The 19,094-nt window shown below is 60.1% G+C and carries 21 protein-coding genes and 1 other RNA gene; 8 read left to right on the forward strand and 14 right to left on the reverse strand.

Annotation, left to right across the window (positions count from 1 at the left end):
- Positions 1-9: 9 nt before the first annotated feature.
- From AK821_RS09755 to AK821_RS09770, 4 genes are read right to left on the reverse strand one after another with little or no spacing between them, the layout of a single operon-like run.
- The gene (locus AK821_RS09755; protein WP_064389482.1) at positions 10-495 is read right to left on the reverse strand and encodes a DUF4442 domain-containing protein; all 486 of its coding nucleotides are present in this window, start codon (positions 493-495) and stop codon (positions 10-12) included.
- Positions 488-1,675 carry a 2-octaprenyl-6-methoxyphenyl hydroxylase gene (gene ubiH / locus AK821_RS09760; protein ID WP_064389483.1) on the reverse strand — a complete coding sequence of 396 codons (1,188 nt, stop codon included), beginning with the start codon at positions 1,673-1,675 and terminating at the stop codon, positions 488-490. The genes AK821_RS09755 and ubiH overlap by 8 nt, the downstream gene beginning before the upstream one ends.
- A complete protein-coding gene (gene pepP, locus AK821_RS09765; RefSeq protein WP_064389484.1) occupies positions 1,672-3,006 on the reverse strand; it encodes a Xaa-Pro aminopeptidase in 1,335 nt (444 codons plus the stop codon). The genes ubiH and pepP overlap by 4 nt, the downstream gene beginning before the upstream one ends.
- Before the next feature lie 27 nt (positions 3,007-3,033).
- Entirely contained in the window at positions 3,034-3,594 is a 561-nt protein-coding gene (locus tag AK821_RS09770; RefSeq protein ID WP_007911199.1) for a YecA/YgfB family protein, read from the reverse strand.
- Positions 3,595-3,724: 130 nt separating this feature from the next.
- Here AK821_RS09770 and AK821_RS09775 point away from each other — a divergent pair, with 130 nt between their 5' ends.
- The 4 genes from AK821_RS09775 to AK821_RS09790 all read left to right on the forward strand — a co-directional run bounded on the left by AK821_RS09775 (position 3,725) and on the right by AK821_RS09790 (position 5,142).
- Positions 3,725-3,934 carry a TIGR02449 family protein gene (locus AK821_RS09775; RefSeq protein WP_007911197.1) on the forward strand — a complete coding sequence of 70 codons (210 nt, stop codon included), beginning with the start codon at positions 3,725-3,727 and terminating at the stop codon, positions 3,932-3,934.
- On the forward strand, positions 3,931-4,248 hold the full coding sequence (locus AK821_RS09780) for a cell division protein ZapA (RefSeq protein ID WP_034151990.1): 318 nt from the start codon (positions 3,931-3,933) through the stop codon (positions 4,246-4,248). The genes AK821_RS09775 and AK821_RS09780 overlap by 4 nt, the downstream gene beginning before the upstream one ends.
- A gap of 30 nt (positions 4,249-4,278) precedes the next feature.
- Positions 4,279-4,457: non-coding RNA, 6S RNA (ssrS, locus tag AK821_RS09785), on the forward strand.
- Between the two features lie 79 nt (positions 4,458-4,536).
- Positions 4,537-5,142 carry a 5-formyltetrahydrofolate cyclo-ligase gene (locus AK821_RS09790; RefSeq protein ID WP_064389485.1) on the forward strand — a complete coding sequence of 202 codons (606 nt, stop codon included), beginning with the start codon at positions 4,537-4,539 and terminating at the stop codon, positions 5,140-5,142.
- A 36-nt stretch (positions 5,143-5,178) separates the two neighbouring features.
- Here AK821_RS09790 and AK821_RS30905 read toward each other — a convergent pair whose 3' ends face one another.
- Complete coding sequence (locus AK821_RS30905; protein ID WP_163005287.1) at positions 5,179-5,334, reverse strand: hypothetical protein; 156 nt, start codon at positions 5,332-5,334, stop codon at positions 5,179-5,181.
- Between the two features lie 197 nt (positions 5,335-5,531).
- Here AK821_RS30905 and AK821_RS09795 point away from each other — a divergent pair, with 197 nt between their 5' ends.
- Positions 5,532-5,981, forward strand: a complete 450-nt coding sequence (locus AK821_RS09795; RefSeq protein ID WP_064389486.1) for an EVE domain-containing protein — start codon at positions 5,532-5,534, stop codon at positions 5,979-5,981.
- A 93-nt stretch (positions 5,982-6,074) separates the two neighbouring features.
- Here AK821_RS09795 and AK821_RS09800 read toward each other — a convergent pair whose 3' ends face one another.
- Entirely contained in the window at positions 6,075-6,482 is a 408-nt protein-coding gene (locus AK821_RS09800; RefSeq protein WP_026000663.1) for a flagellar basal body-associated protein FliL, read from the reverse strand.
- Positions 6,483-6,632: 150 nt separating this feature from the next.
- Here AK821_RS09800 and AK821_RS09805 point away from each other — a divergent pair, with 150 nt between their 5' ends.
- The gene (locus AK821_RS09805) at positions 6,633-7,610 is read left to right on the forward strand and encodes an NADPH:quinone oxidoreductase family protein (RefSeq protein ID WP_064389487.1); all 978 of its coding nucleotides are present in this window, start codon (positions 6,633-6,635) and stop codon (positions 7,608-7,610) included.
- Positions 7,611-7,628: 18 nt separating this feature from the next.
- On the opposite strand, the gene AK821_RS09810 is transcribed toward AK821_RS09805, so the two are convergent.
- Positions 7,629-8,258: a flagellar basal body-associated protein FliL gene (locus tag AK821_RS09810; protein ID WP_064389488.1), complete on the reverse strand. Its 630-nt coding sequence runs from the start codon at positions 8,256-8,258 to the stop codon at positions 7,629-7,631.
- Positions 8,259-8,483: 225 nt separating this feature from the next.
- Here AK821_RS09810 and glpT point away from each other — a divergent pair, with 225 nt between their 5' ends.
- The gene (glpT, locus tag AK821_RS09815; protein WP_064389489.1) at positions 8,484-9,833 is read left to right on the forward strand and encodes a glycerol-3-phosphate transporter; all 1,350 of its coding nucleotides are present in this window, start codon (positions 8,484-8,486) and stop codon (positions 9,831-9,833) included.
- On the opposite strand, the gene AK821_RS09820 is transcribed toward glpT, so the two are convergent.
- From AK821_RS09820 to AK821_RS09850, 7 genes are all read right to left on the reverse strand, one after another.
- Entirely contained in the window at positions 9,809-10,477 is a 669-nt protein-coding gene (locus AK821_RS09820; RefSeq protein ID WP_064389490.1) for a gamma-glutamylcyclotransferase, read from the reverse strand. The two genes, glpT and AK821_RS09820, sit on opposite strands and share 25 nt — an antisense overlap.
- Positions 10,478-10,686: 209 nt before the next feature.
- Positions 10,687-11,655 (reverse strand): CDP-6-deoxy-delta-3,4-glucoseen reductase, encoded by a 969-nt coding sequence (locus tag AK821_RS09825; RefSeq protein WP_064389491.1) that lies wholly within the window; start codon positions 11,653-11,655, stop codon positions 10,687-10,689.
- Entirely contained in the window at positions 11,655-13,121 is a 1,467-nt protein-coding gene (gene ubiD / locus AK821_RS09830; protein WP_034151998.1) for a 4-hydroxy-3-polyprenylbenzoate decarboxylase, read from the reverse strand. The genes AK821_RS09825 and ubiD overlap by 1 nt, the downstream gene beginning before the upstream one ends.
- A gap of 69 nt (positions 13,122-13,190) precedes the next feature.
- Entirely contained in the window at positions 13,191-15,188 is a 1,998-nt protein-coding gene (locus AK821_RS09835) for an acyltransferase family protein (protein ID WP_064389492.1), read from the reverse strand.
- Positions 15,189-15,384: 196 nt separating this feature from the next.
- Positions 15,385-16,644 (reverse strand): transcription termination factor Rho, encoded by a 1,260-nt coding sequence (gene rho, locus AK821_RS09840; RefSeq protein WP_003229334.1) that lies wholly within the window; start codon positions 16,642-16,644, stop codon positions 15,385-15,387.
- Between the two features lie 248 nt (positions 16,645-16,892).
- The gene (trxA, locus tag AK821_RS09845; protein WP_064389493.1) at positions 16,893-17,222 is read right to left on the reverse strand and encodes a thioredoxin TrxA; all 330 of its coding nucleotides are present in this window, start codon (positions 17,220-17,222) and stop codon (positions 16,893-16,895) included.
- 120 nt (positions 17,223-17,342) lie between these two features.
- Positions 17,343-18,050, reverse strand: coding sequence for a FadR/GntR family transcriptional regulator (locus tag AK821_RS09850; protein WP_064389494.1), 708 nt, complete (start codon positions 18,048-18,050; stop codon positions 17,343-17,345).
- Positions 18,051-18,306: 256 nt separating this feature from the next.
- On the opposite strand from AK821_RS09850, the gene AK821_RS09855 reads away from it, so the two are divergent.
- A complete protein-coding gene (locus tag AK821_RS09855) occupies positions 18,307-19,092 on the forward strand; it encodes a transporter substrate-binding domain-containing protein (RefSeq protein WP_064389495.1) in 786 nt (261 codons plus the stop codon).
- Positions 19,093-19,094 lie beyond the last annotated feature (2 nt).

The following is a 19,094-nucleotide window of genomic DNA, read 5'->3' on the forward strand; positions in this document are numbered from 1 at the left end:
GTCCATGCTTTAAGCCTGTCTCGCTTGCGGCTTGAGCCGCACGTAAAGGGGTTTACCGACCCGCGCCCCCAGATTGCCGGCGCCGTCATGGATGTCGACCTGCAACTGCGGCAGGGATTTCTCGCCCCTGGCGGCCCGCCGGGGCACCTCGTCGAGCAAGGTCTCGTCGATATTGAAGCGGGCGAACACCGGGCCTTTGCCCGGCGCAATGAAATCGATGTCGGCGGCCTTGTCCCAGACGATGTATTTCGAGCCAAGGTTTTCCATGAGCATCAGCATGAAGAACGGATCGACCATCGAATACAGGCTGCCGCCGAACTGGGTGCCGACGTAGTTGCGGTTGTACCAGCCGAGGCCCATCGACACTTGAACGTCGCGGAAGTCATCGCTGATGTGCCGGACGCGTACACCGGCGCCAAGGTACGGCGGGTAGAACGTCATGACCCAGCGCATCAGTCGCGCCTTGCCAAATTTGGCGGTCAACCACTTAAGCATCCGGACGCGTTCCCAAACCCATGGCCTGACGCGCAAACCAGCGCTTGGCCGGCGGCAACAGGTCGAGACCGAGCAAGCCGATATTACGGCCCAGCGAAACCAGCGGCTGCGTGCTGCCGAACAGGCGCGTGACCTGATCGGAAAAACCGACGGTAAGGTCCTGATCAAGACGCTGACGCTCGCGATACGCCTGCAACGTGGCGAAGTCGCCCAGCGGTTTGTCGCTGGCCAGCAGCGCAGCGGCCAAGGCATCGGCGTCACGTAGCGACAGGTTGAAACCCTGCCCCGCTATCGGGTGCAGGCTATGCGCGGCATTACCGAGCACGGCCAGATGCGAACGCACTTGTTCTTCGGCCTCGACCAGCGTCAATGGATACAAATGCCGCGCACCAACCTGTTTCAGCGCGCCGAGGCGGTAACCGAACACGCCCTGCAATTCGCTGAGGAAATCACGCTCGCTCAAGTCAGCCAAACGCTGCGCGTCCATGCCCAAACGGGTCCAGACCAAGGCGCAGCGGTTTTCCGGCAGCGGCAACAGCGCCATCGGCCCTTCGTCGGTGAAACGCTCGAAAGCCATGCCGTTGTGCGCTTCGCTCGGGGTGATGTTGGCGATCAGCGCGCTCTGGTTGTAAGGACGCTGGCGCACGTTGATGCCCAACTGCTCGCGCAATCCGGAGCGACCGCCATCGGCGAGCACTGCAAGGTCGCATTCGAGGGTGGTTTCATCGTTGAGGGTCAGGCGATAGCCGTCGGGCAACGGTTCCATGCGCGTGACTTCCGCCGGGCAGCGCCAACTGATCACGTCTTTATCGACGTGCTGCCACAAGCAATGGCCGAGCCAAGCGTTTTCCACCACATAACCGAGCGCCGGCACGCCCTCTTCCATCGCCGACAAACGCGCGGTGGAGAAGCGGCCACGGTCGGAGACGTGAATCTGTTTGATCGGTTCGGCACGGCGGGAGATTTCCTGCCACACGCCCAACCGTTGATAAATCTGTCGCGAGCCGAAGGACAGCGCCGACGAACGTGCGTCGTAGCTCGGCTGCCAACTGTCACCGGGGGCGAACGGCTCGATCAGCACGATTTTCCAGCCGCGCGCCTTGGCCCCGGCCTGCAAGGCCAACGCCAGACTGGCGCCGACCAGACCGCCACCGATGATTGCCAGATTGACTCGACTCATGCCGCGTGTGTCCTTGCTTGTGCCATCAGCGCTTCGATGTCGGCGACGGTTTTCGGTACGCCGGTGGTGAGGATTTCACAGCCTGTCTTGGTCACCACCACGTCGTCCTCGATACGCACGCCAATGCCGCGCCATTTCTTCGCGACGTTTTGATTGTCCGGGGCGATGTAGATGCCCGGCTCCACCGTCAGCGCCATGCCGACTTCCAGCACGCGCCATTCGCCGCCGACCTTGTACTCGCCGACGTCGTGAACATCCATGCCCAGCCAGTGGCCGGCGCGGTGCATGTAAAAGGCTTTGTAGGCTTCGCTGGCGATCAACTCGTCGACCTCGCCCTGCAACAAACCGAGTTTCACCAGCCCTGAGGTGATCACCCGGACAGTAGCCTCGTGCGCCTGATTCCAGTGCTTGTTCGGGGCGATTTCGGCGAACGCGGCTTCTTGCGAGGCCAGCACCAATTCGTAGATCGCTTTCTGCTCAGGCGAAAACTTGCCGTTGACCGGCCAAGTGCGGGTGATGTCGCTGGCGTAGCAGTCGATTTCGCAACCGGCGTCGATCAGCACCAGATCGCCATCCTTGAGCAGCGCGTCATTCTGCTGGTAATGCAGGATGCAGCTGTTGCGCCCGGCGGCGACGATCGAACCGTAGGCCGGCATTTTCGCCCCGCCCTTGCGGAATTCGTAATCGAGCTCGGCTTCGAGGCTGTACTCGTAGAGCCCGGCCCGACTGGCCTGCATAGCGCGAATATGCGCCTGCGCCGAGATCCGTGCGGCTTCGCGCATCACCTTCACTTCTGCCGCCGATTTATACAGGCGCATGTCGTGCAGCAGATGATCCAGCGCAACGAATTCGTTCGGCGGCTGGGCACCGAGGTGCGCCTTGGAGCGGATCACGTTGATCCAGTCCATCAGATGCCGGTCGAATTCGGGGTTGCTGCCCATCGCCGAATACACCCGGTCGCGGCCTTCGATCAGGCCCGGGAGAATGTCGTCGATGTCGGTGATCGGGAAGGCGTCGTCGGCGCCGAAGTCGCGGATCGCACCCTCTTGTCCTGCGCGCAAGCCGTCCCACAATTCGCGTTCGGCGTTGCGTTCACGGCAGAACAGCACGTATTCACCATGCTCGCGGCCGGGCATCAAGACGATGACGGCTTGCGGCTCGGGAAACCCGCTGAGGTACTGAAAGTCGCTGTCCTGACGGTAGACGTGCTCGACGTCGCGGTTGCGTATCGCCACCGCGGCGGCCGGCAGGATCGCGATGCTGTTGGGTTCCATCTGCGCCATCAGGGCCTTGCGGCGACGGCTGTATTCCGCTTTGGGGATATGGGTCATGGGCAGATGGCTTTCCCTGGCACGCGATTAATGCAGCGACGGCTTGGCGGCTGGCGGCACGTCGGCTTTCTTGGTTTCCGAGAACAGCAGCAACGGCGCGACGCGCAGGTACTCCATGACTTCCATGTAGTCGGTCTCGCCGTCTTCGGATTCCTCGAGGGCGTCTTGCACCTGGGAAATGGCGGCCAGATCCTGCAACACTTCGGTGGCTTCAGTGCTGAGCATGCTGCTGTCGCGGCAGTTCAGGCCGAAACCGCTGAGGAAGCCCTGGCACCACTCGCCCAGTGCAGCGGCGCGGTCGGCCAGCGGTGCGTCATCGGTCGGCAGCAGCAGAACGACGGTAACGTCGTCGCCGGTCAGCTCGCCTTTGACCATCTCTTGCAGGCCGATCAGGGCGTTGCGGACGTTGTCCTGGATATCGCCTTCGAGCAGTTCGGCGGCGTCGATCAACCAGCCTTCGTTATCGAAGCCGGCACCGGCGCAGCTGCGTCCGAGCAGTACGCCATGCAGTTCGGCAGGCGAGACGTTGTGGCCGCTGGAGGTCAGCAGGGTGGCAAAGGCTTGGTACGGGGAATTCGCAATGGTCATGGGCAGCTAGGCGCCAGACGGCGCTATGTCTAGAATGAAGGCCTTGTATCCTACATCGACAGACTCGCCAAGACTATTAAAGGCTGTCCGCCAGCTATCCCATCAGACAGACTCCAACTCAGTGGACACAATGGAAGACACCGACCTGCAAGCGCTGATGGCCAGACTCGAACTGCTGATTGGTCGAGTCGAGCAACTAAAGAGTCAAAACGCACTCTTACTAGCTCAGGAAAAAACCTGGCGCGAGGAACGCGCTCACCTCATTGAAAAAAACGAAATCGCCCGGCGTAAGGTCGAATCGATGATTTCGCGCCTCAAGGCCCTGGAGCAAGACTCATGAGTTCAAGCAATAGCGTCACCGTGCAGATCCTCGATAAAGAGTATTCGATCATCTGCCCGCAGGAAGAACGCAGCAATCTGGTCAGTGCCGCGCGCTACCTGGATGGCAAGATGCGCGAGATCCGCAGCAGCGGCAAAGTCATCGGCGCCGACCGTATCGCCGTGATGGCCGCGCTGAACATCACCCACGACCTCTTGCACAAAGAAGAGCGCCCGGACATCCAGGCCAGCGGTTCGACCCGTGAACAGGTGCGCGACTTGCTTGATCGTGTCGATCTGGTGCTCGCCGACGATCAGAACACCACCAAGGGCTGATTCGACTGGCCGCTTGCGGTATACTCGCGGCACTCCCTGGGGTGCTTGCCAGTTGACGATGTCCCTGAGCCGATTCGCACTACCCTGGAAGTTGCACGTTGGGCTGGTGTGCATGTCCGCTAGACGGAAAGCCTTAAAGTCTACTGCATCTTCCACCTTGAACTTTCGGGTTCAAGGGCTAAGTTGACAGCGGTTCATCCGGGGAGCCTGATTCGAATCCGATGTCGGTGAAAACCGCCATCGGATTTTTTATGCGTACGTTTTCGTCCAACCTGCCGAAGCCGAACCATGACCGAACCCGCGCTGCTGCCCCGCCCGCAACTCCGCCGCCTGCTGCGCAAGGCACGCCGCGCACTGAGCAAAAGCGAACAACGCCAGGCCGCCAAAGGCCTGTATCGGCAACTGGCGCAAGACCCGCATTTTCGCCGGGCCAAACATATCTCTCTGTATCTGCCCACCGACGGTGAAATCGATCCGCGCCTGCTGCTGCGTGAAGCGCAGCGTCGGGGCAAGGCCACCTATCTGCCGGTGCTCAGCGCCTGGCCGCGTACCAAAATGGTCTTTCAGCGCATCCGCCCCGGCGAGAAACTCCAACCCAACCGCTTCCGGATTCTCGAGCCACGGGCCAATCTGGCGCAGCAACGCAAGGTCTGGGCGCTGGATCTGGTGTTGTTGCCACTGGTGGGTTTTGACGATGTCGGCGGGCGACTGGGGATGGGCGGCGGTTTCTATGATCGCAGCCTGGCGTATCTGGCGCGGCGCAAAAGCTGGCGCAAGCCGACGCTGCTGGGTCTGGCCCATGAATGCCAGAAAGTCGAACGCTTGGCGCAGGCAAGCTGGGATGTACCGTTACAAGGCACGGTCAGCGACAAGGCGTGGTATTTCGCGGGATAGGACGCCGCGCAGAACAGCGGCGTCGAGAATGCAGTTTCAGCGCTTGAACGCGGTCGACTGTTGCACCTGTTGCGCGATTTCAATCGGCGCGTCGGCCTTGTTCGACCAAAGGCTCTGCGCGTAACCGGTAGTCACGACGCCCAGGCCAAACAAAATTACCAAAGTCCATAGTAGATCCGGTTTGCGTTTCATCGATTGCCCCCCTCAAGGCACATCATCACGATGACAGCAGCGGTTTCCGTTCGTAGGCCGTGCAGCAGCGTCAAGCTTTAAAGGCCGGCATTTTGCGACAACGTGAACCTCTGCGCAAACGCTGACGTCAACCGACCGTCGGTTTGTCATAAAATTGCCCGACAACCTGCCCAATGACCGTTTCAGGAGCACACGACATGGCCTATTGGCTGATGAAATCCGAACCCGACGAACTTTCGATCAAAGGTCTGGAAAAGCTCGGCAAAGCGCGCTGGGACGGGGTTCGCAACTATCAGGCGCGCAATTTCCTGCGGGCGATGGCGGTGGGCGATGAGTTCTTTTTCTACCATTCCAGCTGCCCGGAGCCGGGAATTGCCGGGATTGGCAAAATAGTCGAAGCGGCGTACCCGGATCCCACCGCACTGGAGCCGGAGAGTCATTACTTCGATCCCAAGGCTACCCCGGAGAAAAATGCCTGGAGTGCGATTGACGTTGAACACGTCGAGACGTTTGCGCGGGTGTTGAAGCTGGATTATCTGAAGCAGCAGACGGCGCTGGCGCAGATGCCGTTAGTGCAGAAGGGGTCGCGGTTGTCGGTGATGCCGGTCACACCCGAGCAGTGGGCGGCGGTGATTGCCCTGCGCTGACGCGCAAAAAGATCGCAGCCTTCGGCAGCTCCTACAGGGAACCGCATTCCAATGTAGGAGCTGCCGAAGGCTGCGATCTTTTGACTTTAATGCTTATTGAATGATCAGGTTATTGAACAACAGATCTTCAACCACCGGTTTGCCGGTCTCGTCATTCATCACTTGCTGGGTCTGCTTCAGCGCTTCCTGACGCAGCTTCTCTTTACCTTCGATGCTGCCCATCGCCTCGGTGGTCTGCTGCGTGAACAGCGCCACCAGTTGATTGCGGATCAACGGTTCGTTGGCCTTGACCAGTTTGCTCGCCTCTTCGCCGGTCACGCGCAAGGCCACGTCAGCCTTGTAAACCTTGAGCTTCGGCGTGCCATCGAGCCCGTAATTACCCACGAACGGCGGGCTCAGGGTGATATAGCTCACCTTTGGCGCTTCACCTTCTTTGGCTTCTTCGGCCAGCGCTGCCACAGGCAGAGACAGGGCCAGCAACAACATGATCCACGCTTTCACAATTCGCTCCTTTTCCGGTTTGCGGCCTAGCATAACGACCCGCCGCGCAAGCACAAGCTTATGGCTGACTATCAGGGCCGGGCATGCTCGTTGACCCGTTGACTGACACACCTACACTTATCGGCCATCACTCCCAAAGGAATAGCCCTGATGAAAGCCGTGCTGTGCAAAGCCTTCGGCCCTGCCGAATCGCTGGTGCTGGAAGAGGTCGCCAGCCCCGCCCCGAAGAAGAACGAAATCCTGCTGGACGTGCACGCCGCCGGGGTCAACTTCCCGGACACGCTGATCATCGAGGGCAAGTACCAGTTCAAACCGCCCTTCCCGTTCTCGCCAGGTGGCGAAGCGGCTGGCGTGGTGCGCGAAGTCGGGGAAAAGGTCAGCCACCTCAAGGTCGGCGACCGCGTCATGGCCCTGACCGGTTGGGGCAGCTTTGCCGAACAGGTCGCGGTGCCGGGCTATAACGTGCTGCCGATTCCGCCGTCGATGGACTTCAACACTGCCGCCGCCTTCAGCATGACCTACGGCACTTCGATGCACGCGCTCAAGCAGCGCGCCAACCTGCAACCGGGCGAAACCTTGCTGGTGCTCGGCGCATCCGGCGGCGTCGGCTTGGCGGCGGTGGAGATCGGCAAAGCCATGGGCGCCCGCGTGATTGCCGCCGCCAGCAGCGCGGAAAAACTCGCCATAGCCAAAGCTGCCGGCGCCGATGAGCTGATCAACTACAGCGAATCGAACCTCAAGGACGAAATCAAACGCCTCACCGACGGCCAGGGTGCCGACGTGATTTACGATCCGGTCGGCGGTGATCTGTTCGACCAGGCCATCCGCGCCATTGCCTGGAATGGTCGCCTGCTGGTGGTCGGCTTCGCCAGCGGGCGCATCCCGGAACTGCCGGTCAACCTTGCTCTGCTCAAGGGCGCGGCAGTGCTCGGCGTGTTCTGGGGCTCCTTCGCCCAGCGCCAGCCGCAGGACAACGCGGCGAACTTCCAGCAGTTGTTCGGCTGGTTCGCCGAGGGCAAGTTGAAACCGCTGGTGTCGCAGGTCTATCCATTGAGCGATGCGGCGCAGGCGATCAATGATCTTGGGCAGCGCAAGGCTGTGGGTAAGGTTGTGGTCCAGGTTCGCTAATCAAAAGACCAAAACGCTTCAATTGCCGGGCGACCCCGCAACATCGCCCGGCATCAGTTGCTCCTGCACCTTCTCACTACGCGACTCAATCAACTGCCCCTTGTCGTCGAAGTGCAAAACAATCAGCCAGTCATAAACATCCACCGGCCATTTCGGCTGGCCGATCAGTGCCGGGCCGTTGCCGCCGAATGCGGCTATGAGTTTGTTGATATGGCCATGGTGCCAGGCGATCAGCACGGTTTTCGCCTGATTGTCCTTGCGTAGCAGGCTGACCAGTTTGTCGACGTCGTTATTGGCGAATGGCTGTTCGATGGGCAGTTGCAGGCGTTGCGCCAGCGGCATCAGCGTCTGACGGGGACGGATGCTTTGCGCGCTGTCAGCGGTGGCGATCAGGCGTTGCGGGGTCAGTGTTTCGTCGCGCAGTTTCAGCGCAGTGAAATAGTCGGCGTAGGCGGCAGCGCGCTGTTGACCTTGGGCATTGAGCTCTCGGCCCACGTCCGGTTTTTCCGCATGACGGACGATCAGCACGGTGACATTGCGCAGCCCCGATCCGCCAGATCCCTGAGCAAAACTCAGCGCCAGAACCGAAACGGTAACGGCGACCACCATCAGCAATCGGGGCAATAACCTGCGAATCATCGGGGCCATCATTTATCTCTGCGCGATCAGTCGGTGGATTGATCGCGAGTCTAAGACACAACGCCTCGACCACTACAAAAACGCCGCGTTCTTACAGCTGAGCGACAGGTTCGTAAAAGAACGCGCGACTTCCAACATTTTCCGCTATTTGCTCGATGCGAACCGGTGCTATTTTCGGTAACGAAACTGTAACATTCGCATCCGCAGTCAAAACAAGAAATCTGGAGCTCTTGAATGTTTGCTTTCTTTCGTCCTGCCGCACATCAGGCTCCATTGCCTGAAGAAAAAATAGACAGCACGTACCGACGCCTGCGCTGGCAGATCTTCGCCGGTATTTTCATCGGTTACGCGGGTTACTACCTGCTGCGCAAAAACTTCTCCCTGGCCATGCCGTACCTGATCGACGAAGGCTACAGCCGCGGTGATCTGGGTCTGGCGATGTCGGCCATCGCCATCGCGTATGGCTTGTCGAAATTCCTCATGGGCCTGGTGTCCGACCGTTCCAATCCGCGCTTCTTTCTGCCGTTCGGCCTGCTGGTCTCGGCGGGGGTAATGTTCGTGTTCGGTTTCGCGCCTTGGGCGACGTCCAGCGTGACCATGATGTTCATCCTGCTGTTCATCAACGGCTGGGCCCAAGGCATGGGTTGGCCGCCAAGTGGGCGGACCATGGTGCACTGGTGGTCGCAGAAGGAACGGGGCGGCGTGGTGTCCGTGTGGAACGTGGCGCACAACGTCGGCGGCGGCCTGATCGGCCCGTTGTTCCTGATTGGCATGGGCCTGTTCAACGACTGGCACGCCGCCTTCTACGTACCGGCAGCCGTGGCGCTGGGCGTAGCGGTATTTGCGTTCATCACCATGCGCGACACCCCACAATCGGTTGGCCTGCCGCCGATCGAGAAGTACAAGAACGATTACCCGGAAGGCTACGATTCCAGCCACGAAGACGAATTCAGCGCCAAGGAAATCTTCGTCAAATACGTGCTGCGCAACAAAATGCTCTGGTACATCGCGCTGGCCAACGTTTTCGTTTATCTGCTGCGCTACGGCGTGCTGGACTGGGCGCCGACCTACCTGAAGGAAGCCAAGGGTTTCACCGTGGATAAAACCTCGTGGGCCTATTTCTTCTACGAGTGGGCGGGTATTCCGGGCACGCTGCTGTGCGGCTGGATGTCGGACAAGATCTTCCGTGGCAACCGTGGCCTGACCGGCATGGTGTTCATGGCGCTGGTGACCGTTGCGACGCTGGTTTACTGGCTGAATCCGGCCGGCAACCCGATGGTCGACATGATCGCCCTGCTGTCGATCGGCTTCCTGATCTACGGCCCGGTGATGTTGATCGGCTTGCAAGCGCTGGAGCTGGCACCGAAGAAAGCCGCTGGCACTGCTGCGGGTTTCACCGGTCTGTTCGGTTATCTGGGGGGTTCGGTCGCGGCCAGTGCGGCGATGGGCTACACCGTGGACCATTTCGGCTGGGACGGTGGTTTCGTGCTACTGGTGGGCGCTTGCCTGCTGGCGATGGCCTTCCTGGCCCCGACCCTGCGACACAAGAATGTCGCGAGTCAGAGTCGTGAAGCGGTCGCTTGATCGCTTGATGATTTACAGCGCTTGAGCCGCGCCTCCAGATTGCGGTCTGGCATGGCGTGGCTGCGCAGGGCGTGTGCGGTCTGCTCGACATAATCGCGAGTGGTGCCGTAACGCCCGCTGGCGCTTTCGAACACCTGGCTCAGCACGTGATCCGGCAAGTTGCCGGCATAGCTGGGCAGGTGTCGCTCCAACACAAATCCCAAGGCCTGCACCTGGCTACCATCGGCGAGACGGCAGTTGAGCCAGTGTGGCCGATAGGATGGCACCGGCATCTCGCGTTTCCACAGCGCGTACAGCGCAGCGTCGAGATTGTCTTCCGGCAAGCGATAAGCGAAGCCACTGCACGAACCGCCGCGATCCAGACCAAACACCAGCCCCGGCATTTCCGGGGTACCCCGGTGCTCGTGCGACCACAGATACAAGCCGCGATGGTAGCCGTGCACACGTCCGCGCACGCGCTCCACCGCCGAACACTCAGGCCGCCAGATCAACGAACCATAGGCGAACAGCCACACCGGCCCGCCCTTGTGGCGCGCCATGGTCGATTGCATGGAAGCGAGAAGTTGTTCGTGCGTCAGCTGCGGCCCAAGATCGAGCCGCGGAGGGTAATTCAAATTCAGAAAAGCGTTTTCAATGGCGCTCATGGCGAATAGCGTTCAGCTCCCCGCGGGTAAAGAATTACTTAATAGAACGCACCGCTGTAACAATAAGGCACATATGTTTTAAGGCAATTTAAGTGCCATGGCACAGTTCTTAATTGATTGCCTGATTGATATATAACCTAGCGGTATTTATGCAATTACATAAATACCGATCGGCTATATAGAGAGTTATAACGGCTCAAGAGCGCGGCTCAAGAGCGCGGCGCGTAGGCAAATACATCGGCGCGCATTTGATGAGCGTCCATCCCCGCCTCAACCAATGCGTCCAGCGTGCCGTAGACCATCGCCGGCGAGCCGCTGGCGTAGACGTGCAAGGGTTTCAGATCGGGGAAGTCTTCACAGACCGCCTCGTGCAACATGCCGCAGCGCCCTTCCCAGCTGCATTGATCGCTGACGATCTTGTGCAGGAACAGGTTGGGCAACTTCAGCCATTCGTCCCAATGTTCGATTTCATAGAAGTCTTCCGGACGGCGCACGCCCCAGTACAGATGCACGGGATGCTTGAAGCCATTGGCGCGGCAGTGTTCGATCAGCGCGTGAATCTGCCCCATCCCGGTGCCAGCGGCAACCAGTACCAGCGGCCCGTCAGGCAACTCGGCCAGATGGGTGTCGCCGAACGGCAGCTCGACACGCACCATGGCGTTGCGTTGCAGCTGTTCAATCAGGCTCAGTGCACTGGCTTCGCGCGCCAACACGTGGATTTCCAGATCACGCCCGCCGTGCGGTGCCGAGGCCATGGAGAACGCCGACTTTTCGCCGCTCTCGCGTTCGATCATCAAGTATTGTCCAGCGTGATAACGCGGTGGCTTGCCCGCCGGCGCACGCAGGCGCACGCGCCAGGTATCGCCACCGACGTCCCGGCATTCAATGACCTGACACGACAGGCTGCGCACTGGCAGTTCTCCCAGCGCGAGCACGCCATCCCACAGCAGGATGCAGTCTTCCAGCGGCTCGGCTATGCAAGTGTAGAACTCGCCGTGGTCATGCACCTTGCCGGCCTGTTCGACGCGCCCTTCAACCAGCAGCGCCGCACACACGTGACAATTGCCGTTGCGGCAGCTTTGCGGGCATTCGTAGCCCAGGCGCCGCGCACCATCGAGAATCCGCTCACCGGGCTGTATCTCGAGCACTGCTCCGGAGGGCTGCAGGGTTACACGCATCAATCTATTCCTAACTGATTCCAGATGGCATCGATCCGTTGGGTGACGGCGTCGTCCTTGACGATCACACGGCCCCACTCGCGAGTGGTTTCACCCGGCCACTTGTGGGTAGCATCGAGGCCCATTTTCGAACCCAGGCCAGAAATCGGCGAGGCGAAGTCGAGGTAGTCGATCGGCGTGTTATCGATCATCACCGTGTCGCGCTTGGGGTCCATGCGCGTGGTGATGGCCCAGATCACGTCGTTCCAGTCGCGGGCATTGATATCGTCGTCGGTGACGATAACGAACTTGGTGTACATGAACTGTCGCAAAAACGACCAGACACCGAGCATCACGCGCTTGGCATGCCCCGGATACGACTTCTTCATGGTCACGATGGCCATGCGGTACGAGCAGCCTTCCGGCGGCAGGTAGAAGTCAGTGATCTCCGGGAACTGCTTCTGCAGGATCGGCACGAACACTTCGTTCAGCGCTACACCGAGAATCGCCGGTTCATCTGGCGGACGGCCGGTGTAGGTGCTGTGGTAGATCGGCTTGATCCGGTGGGTGATGCGTTCGACGGTGAACACCGGGAAGCTGTCGACTTCGTTGTAGTAGCCAGTGTGGTCGCCGTACGGGCCTTCGTCAGCCATTTCGCCGGGATGGATCACGCCTTCGAGGATGATCTCGGCAGTGGCCGGCACTTGCAGGTCGTTGCCACGGCACTTGACCAGTTCGGTGCGATTACCGCGCAACAGGCCGGCGAAAGCGTATTCGGAGAGGCTGTCCGGCACCGGCGTCACGGCGCCGAGAATGGTCGCCGGATCCGCGCCGAGGGCCACGGACACCGGGAACGGCTGCCCCGGATGCTTCTCGCACCATTCGCGATAGTCCAGCGCGCCGCCACGGTGGCTGAGCCAGCGCATGATCACCTTGTTGCGGCCGATCACTTGCTGACGGTAGATACCGAGGTTCTGGCGTTCCTTGTTCGGGCCTTTGGTGACGGTCAGGCCCCAAGTGATCAGCGGACCGACGTCGCCAGGCCAGCAGGTCTGTACCGGCAGCATCGCCAGGTCGACGTCGTCGCCCTCGATGACCACTTCCTGGCACACCGCATCTTTAACGACTTTCGGCGCCATCGAGATGATCTTGCGGAAGATCGGTAGCTTCGACCACGCATCTTTCAAGCCCTTCGGCGGCTCGGGTTCCTTGAGGAACGCCAGCAGCTTGCCGATTTCGCGCAACTCGCTGACCGACTCGGCGCCCATGCCCATGGCCACCCGTTCAGGCGTGCCGAACAGGTTGCCGAGCACCGGAATGTCGTAGCCGGTTGGCTTCTCGAACAGCAGCGCCGGGCCCTTGGCCCGCAGCGTGCGGTCACACACCTCAGTCATCTCCAGCACCGGCGAGACGGGAATCTGGATGCGTTTCAACTCTCCGCGCTGCTCAAGCTGCTGCACGAAATCCCGAAGATCCTTGAATTTCATTGACGATGGCACCCTCAAAATAGGCGTACATCCTACCTGCTCTGCAGCCCTGTGGCAGCCTGTCGCTGCTTACTTGGCTGCATTCGTCCAGGCCTTGCCGGGGTTTTCCCGGCTCTGCAGGTTGATGAACAACGGTTCCATGATCGGTGCTACCAGCCGCGCGCCAACCTCCGAGAGGTGATTGTCGTCGGTGTACAGCGAGTAGCCCTCGAGTTCGGCGTGACACAGACCGCGCTCATCACACAGCCGTGGTGCCGGGTCGACCACATGCACCGCCGGGTCTTTGCCCAACTCAGCGAACAACTGACTGATGAACACCTGACGTTCGTGGTGGACGGCAACCTGTTGGCCAACGCCCTCGACCGAACGATCCAGCATCGCCAGTCGCGTCAGGCGATACGGCGGGCTGAACGGCTGTAACGGCGCCTCTTTGACCAGCCAGACGCGATGTCCGCTGGCACGTAATTGTGCAACCCGCGCACGCAGGCCATCGGCCAGACGCTGCTCGGCCGCCGCACGATCGTAACGACCGTCGGGAGTTCTCAAGACGTGGCCCAGGTCGCCATTGGCGTCACCATAGATGTACAGACTCCAGCGCGCGACCAGCACCACATCGCTGACGGTTTTCTCTTTCAGCGCCTGCTCGATGCGGCGGTTGAAATGCGCACACACCGGACCATGCTCCAGACCCTCCACCGGAATGCAGCCGGGGGAACTGGCGAGAATCACGCTGACATCGTGAGCCTTCGCACCGTCGTCGAACACCGGAATCAGCGCCGTCGCATGACTGTCGCCCCAGACCATCGCCTGCGCAGGCAGATTGGCAACGCCAAAATGACAGAACAACTTGTCGTCGGGCGTCTTGTCGTCCGCCAGACAGGCCATCAACTCCGGCCGCCAATCGTGACCTCGGGCGTATTGCAGGGCCTGATCAGACAGGCGCCACGGCAAGCCATCGGTCCAGCGCAGGGTTTGTCCGGCCAGCGCCAGCACCAGCACACCCAGAGCACCGGCGAGCAGAATCGGCCGACGACCGGCGAGCAACCGACGCTCGCGGAACGGCGTTTCGATGAATTTCCACGACAGGTAACCCAGCACCAGCGTCAGCAGGATCAGGCCGGCGCTGTCCAGCGCACTGGTCTCTTCGATACTGGCGTAGCTGGAGAATACGAACACCGGCCAGTGCCACAAGTACCAGGAATAGGAGATCAGGCCGAAACCGACCATCACTTTGCTGCTCAGAAATTGACCAACCACCGTCTCGCGATGACCGTTGGCAAAAATCAGCAGCACCACGCCGAGTACCGGCAGCAGCGCCGCCGCACCCGGGAATGGCGTGGCATTGTCGTAGCCGAACACCGCCAGCAGGATCAGGCCCATGCCGAGCAGGCTCAGCCATTGCGCGGCCATTGGTTTCAGGCACCAGGCGTGCTTCGGCGCGACCGCCAGCATGGCCCCGGCCAACAGTTCCCAAGCGCGCATCGGCAGCAGAAAGAAAGCTTTCTCAGGATGGTGACTGACCGCCCAGACGCTCAGGCCGAAGGACACCAGCAGTACGCCAAACAGCGCCAGCCGCCAGTGTTTCAAGCGGCTCGACAGCAAGGTCAGCAACAGCGGGAAGATAATGTAGAACTGCTCTTCAACCGCCAGCGACCAAGTGTGCAACATCGGTTTGAGATCAGAGGCAACGTCGAAATAGCCGTCCTGACGCATGAACAGGATGTTCGAGACGAACAGCACTTGATAGCGCACCGAGCGCCCCAGCTCTTCGTAATCCTTGGGCGCCATCAGGAACCAGCCCACCGCCAGCACCGCAATGATCATCGCAAACAGCGCTGGCAGAATCCGCCGCGCACGGCGTGCCCAGAATTCGACAAAGCTGAAACGCCCAGCCTGACGCTGGTTCCAGATGATCGAGGTGATGAGGTAGCCGGAAATCACGAAGAATACGTCCACGCCGACAAAACCGCCGGTAAACCCCGGGACGCCAAAGTGGAACAGCACCACGGCGATGACCGCGACTGCCCGCAAGCCGTCGATATCCCTTCGATAAGCGAGTGTGCTCATAAATCTTTAATGCCAATCAATTGGTTATTATTTGTACAGCCTGATTCTCTTGTCTGGAAACGGTCACGTACGCTGTTGCCCATTCTGCAAGGCACAGACCTTACCAGATCGCTAACGTCCCATTGCCCGGACAAAATCCACGCAAAAAAATGGCGCCCCCGTGGGGACGCCATTTTTACCGGCTCAGCCTGCGATGTTACTTGCGCTTCATCGACAGGAAGAACTCGTCGTTGGTCTTGGTCGTTTTCAGCTTGTCGACCAGGAACTCGATGGCAGCAACTTCGTCCATCGGGTGCAGCAGCTTGCGCAGAATCCACATGCGCTGCAGCTCGTCGTCAGCCGTCAGCAACTCTTCGCGGCGGGTGCCGGAGCGGTTGATGTTGATGGCCGGGAACACGCGCTTCTCGGCGATCTTGCGATCCAGAGGCAGTTCCATGTTGCCTGTACCCTTGAACTCTTCGTAGATCACTTCGTCCATCTTCGAGCCGGTTTCAACCAGCGCGGTGGCGATAATGGTCAGCGAGCCGCCTTCTTCGATGTTACGTGCCGCACCGAAGAAACGCTTTGGCTTCTCGAGAGCGTGAGCATCGACACCACCGGTCAGTACCTTGCCGGAGCTCGGGATCACGGTGTTGTAGGCACGGGCCAGACGGGTGATGGAGTCGAGCAGGATCACCACGTCTTTCTTGTGTTCGACCAGGCGCTTGGCCTTCTCGATCACCATTTCGGCCACTTGCACGTGACGGGTCGGCGGCTCGTCGAAAGTCGAGGCAACCACTTCGCCGCGCACGGTGCGCTGCATTTCGGTCACTTCTTCCGGACGCTCGTCGATCAGCAGCACGATCAGGTGAACTTCAGGGTTGTTACGTGCGATGTTCGCCGCGATGTTCTGCAGCATGATCGTCTTACCGGCTTTCGGCGGTGCAACGATCAGACCGCGCTGACCTTTGCCGATCGGAGCGCACAGATCGATCACACGACCGGTCAAGTCTTCGGTGGAACCGTTACCGGCTTCCATCTTCATGCGTACGGTCGGGAACAGCGGAGTCAGGTTCTCGAAAAGAATCTTGTTTTTCGCGTTCTCGGGACGATCGAAGTTGATCGTGTCGACCTTGAGCAGGGCGAAATACCGCTCGCCTTCCTTCGGAGGGCGGATCTTGCCAACGATGGTGTCACCGGTGCGCAAGTTGAAGCGGCGGATCTGGCTTGGCGAGACGTAGATGTCGTCCGGGCCAGCCAGGTAGGAAGCGTCAGCGGAGCGCAGGAAGCCGAAGCCGTCCTGGAGAATCTCCAGCACGCCATCACCGGAGATTTCCTCGCCGCTTTTCGCGTGCTTTTTCAGCAGGGAGAAAATCACGTCCTGCTTGCGCGAACGGGCCATATTTTCTATGCCCATCTGTTCGGCCAATTCGAGCAGTTCGGTAATCGGCTTTTGCTTGAGTTCAGTCAGATTCATATAGGAATGACGTAATCATTTATGGAGGGGGGAAATTAAGCTTTTGGCTTAATGAGGCCGCGCCGCGGAGAAGGCGACAGGATCGCGTACTTATTCGAAAAGGAGTGCGTCGGCGACGGCTAGCAGGGGGCAGTGGAGAAACCAGTGCGGGGCCGAATGTACCACCTGAGTTTCAGAGCGTCTAGCCCTGAATACGCAAAAAGCCCCGCAATTTGCGAGGCTTTTTTTCGGGCACTTTACAGCGACGCTTAGATGTTGGCGTCGAGGAAAGCAGCCAGTTGCGACTTCGACAGGGCGCCGACTTTGGTCGCAGCGACATCACCGTTCTTGAACAGCATCAAGGTCGGGATACCACGTACGCCATGCTTGGCCGGGGTTTCCTGGTTCTCGTCGATGTTCAGTTTGGCAACGGTCAGCTTGCCTTTGTAAGTCTCGGCAATCTCGTCCAGAACCGGAGCGATCATTTTGCAAGGACCGCACCATTCAGCCCAGTAATCGACCAGGACAGCGCCTTCGGCCTTGAGGACGTCAACGTCGAAGCTAGCGTCGGTGACGTGTTTGATAAGATCGCTGCTCATGGAATTCTCCAGGTTGTAAGCAAAAAAACGTGGCCCATCATAGCCGCCCTTCCCCTGTTCAGGAAGCCGCAGTTGATTGAGTCTTGCTATGGCACTCGATGAGTCTGGGTATAGCTCAAGTCACGCCGTGGCGGGGGCAATGAAGGAGATTCCAGTGCGCAGGGCCGCGTTGCGCACGTGTTCCTGCATGGCTTTCTGCGCAGCACCCGACGCCCGGCGCGCGAGGGCGCGGAGGATCTTGCGGTGTTCCTGCCAGGTTTCCATGGCGCGTTCGGCACGGATGAACGGTAGTTTCTGGCTTTCCAGGAACATCTCGGCGCTGGCCGTGAGGATGCTCAGCATCGCTTGATTGCCGCTGGCCAGCAGGATCCGTCGGTGGAACTCGAAGTCGAGTTTCGCCGCAGCCTCAAAGTCGCCAGCCTTCAATTGCTCGCGCATGGCCGCGACATTGTCTTCCAGCGCATCCAGATCGAACGTGCTCAAGGTCACCGCAGCCAGTCCTGCGGCAAACCCTTCCAGCGCATAGCGTAATTGAAAGATGTCCAGCGGCGATGCCTGCGCCGCAAACGACCACCCCGGCGCGCTATCGCCGCGCGACAACTCCACTGGCGACTGCACGAACACGCCTTTGCCCGGCTGGATACTGACCACGCCCAGCGCACTCAGCGACGATAGCGCTTCACGCAACGACGCCCGGCTGACGCCCAATTGCAGCGCCAGATCCCGTTGCGACGGCAAGGCATCGCCCGCGCCGAAGCCCTGTTCGCTGATCAGTTTGCGGATCGCTTGCAGCGCCACTTCGGGTACTGCACGGGAAATCGAGTTCATGGTTTTTCAGACGCACCGAGCCAATGTGCGGCTAGTTGTAAAGCTATTCGCCGAGTCCGGCAAGTCGTGCCCCAGCAGGGTTCGGTGTTGCGTACCGATGCGCGATAGCAGTGCGAAAAACAACCTGACTGTTCAGACCAGTAAGACCGAAGAAAGCCGCTGAATCTGCGGCCTGCCGGGATGAAAATCGGCTATTGGCACGGCGCATGCTCTGTCCCAACGCAGAAATCACTTCCCGCCGATCCGGAGATTTGCCATGACCCTGCGTTACCGCGCCCTCCTCGCCGCCCTGTTTTCCAGCCTGTTGCTTAGCCAGATCCCCGCCCACGCCGACGGCCTCGACGACGTGGTCAAACGCGGCACGCTGAAAGTCGCCGTGCCGCAGGACTTCCCGCCATTCGGCTCGGTCGGTCCGGACATGAAGCCCCGCGGTCTGGACATCGACACGGCGAAACTGCTGGCCGACCAGCTCAAGGTCAAACTTGAACTGACCCCGGTCAACAGCACCAACCGAATCCCGTTCCTGACCACCGGCAAGGTCGACCTGGTGATTTCCAGCCTCGGCAAAAACCCTGAGCGCGAAAAAGTCATCGACTTCTCCCGCGCCTACGCCCCGTTCTACCTTGCGGTATTCGGCCCACCAGACGCCGCCATTACCAGCCTCGACGACCTCAAGGGCAAGACCATCAGCGTCACCCGTGGCGCCATCGAGGACATCGAACTGAGCAAAGTCGCCCCCGAAGGCGTGACCATCAAACGCTTCGAAGACAACAACTCGACCATTGCCGCCTACCTCGCCGGCCAAGTCGACCTGATCGCCAGCGGCAACGTGGTCATGGTCGCGATCAGCGAAAAGAACCCGAAACGTGTGCCGGCGCTGAAAGTGAAGCTCAAGGATTCGCCGGTCTACGTCGGCGTCAACAAGAACGAAACGGCGCTGCTGGCCAAGGTCAACGACATTCTGACCACCGCCAAGGCTGACGGCGCACTGGAAAAGAATTCACAGACCTGGCTGAAAGAGCCGCTGCCGGCCGATCTCTGATC

Source organism: Pseudomonas sp. RIT-PI-r (assembly GCF_001297015.1).
GTDB lineage: Bacteria > Pseudomonadota > Gammaproteobacteria > Pseudomonadales > Pseudomonadaceae > Aquipseudomonas.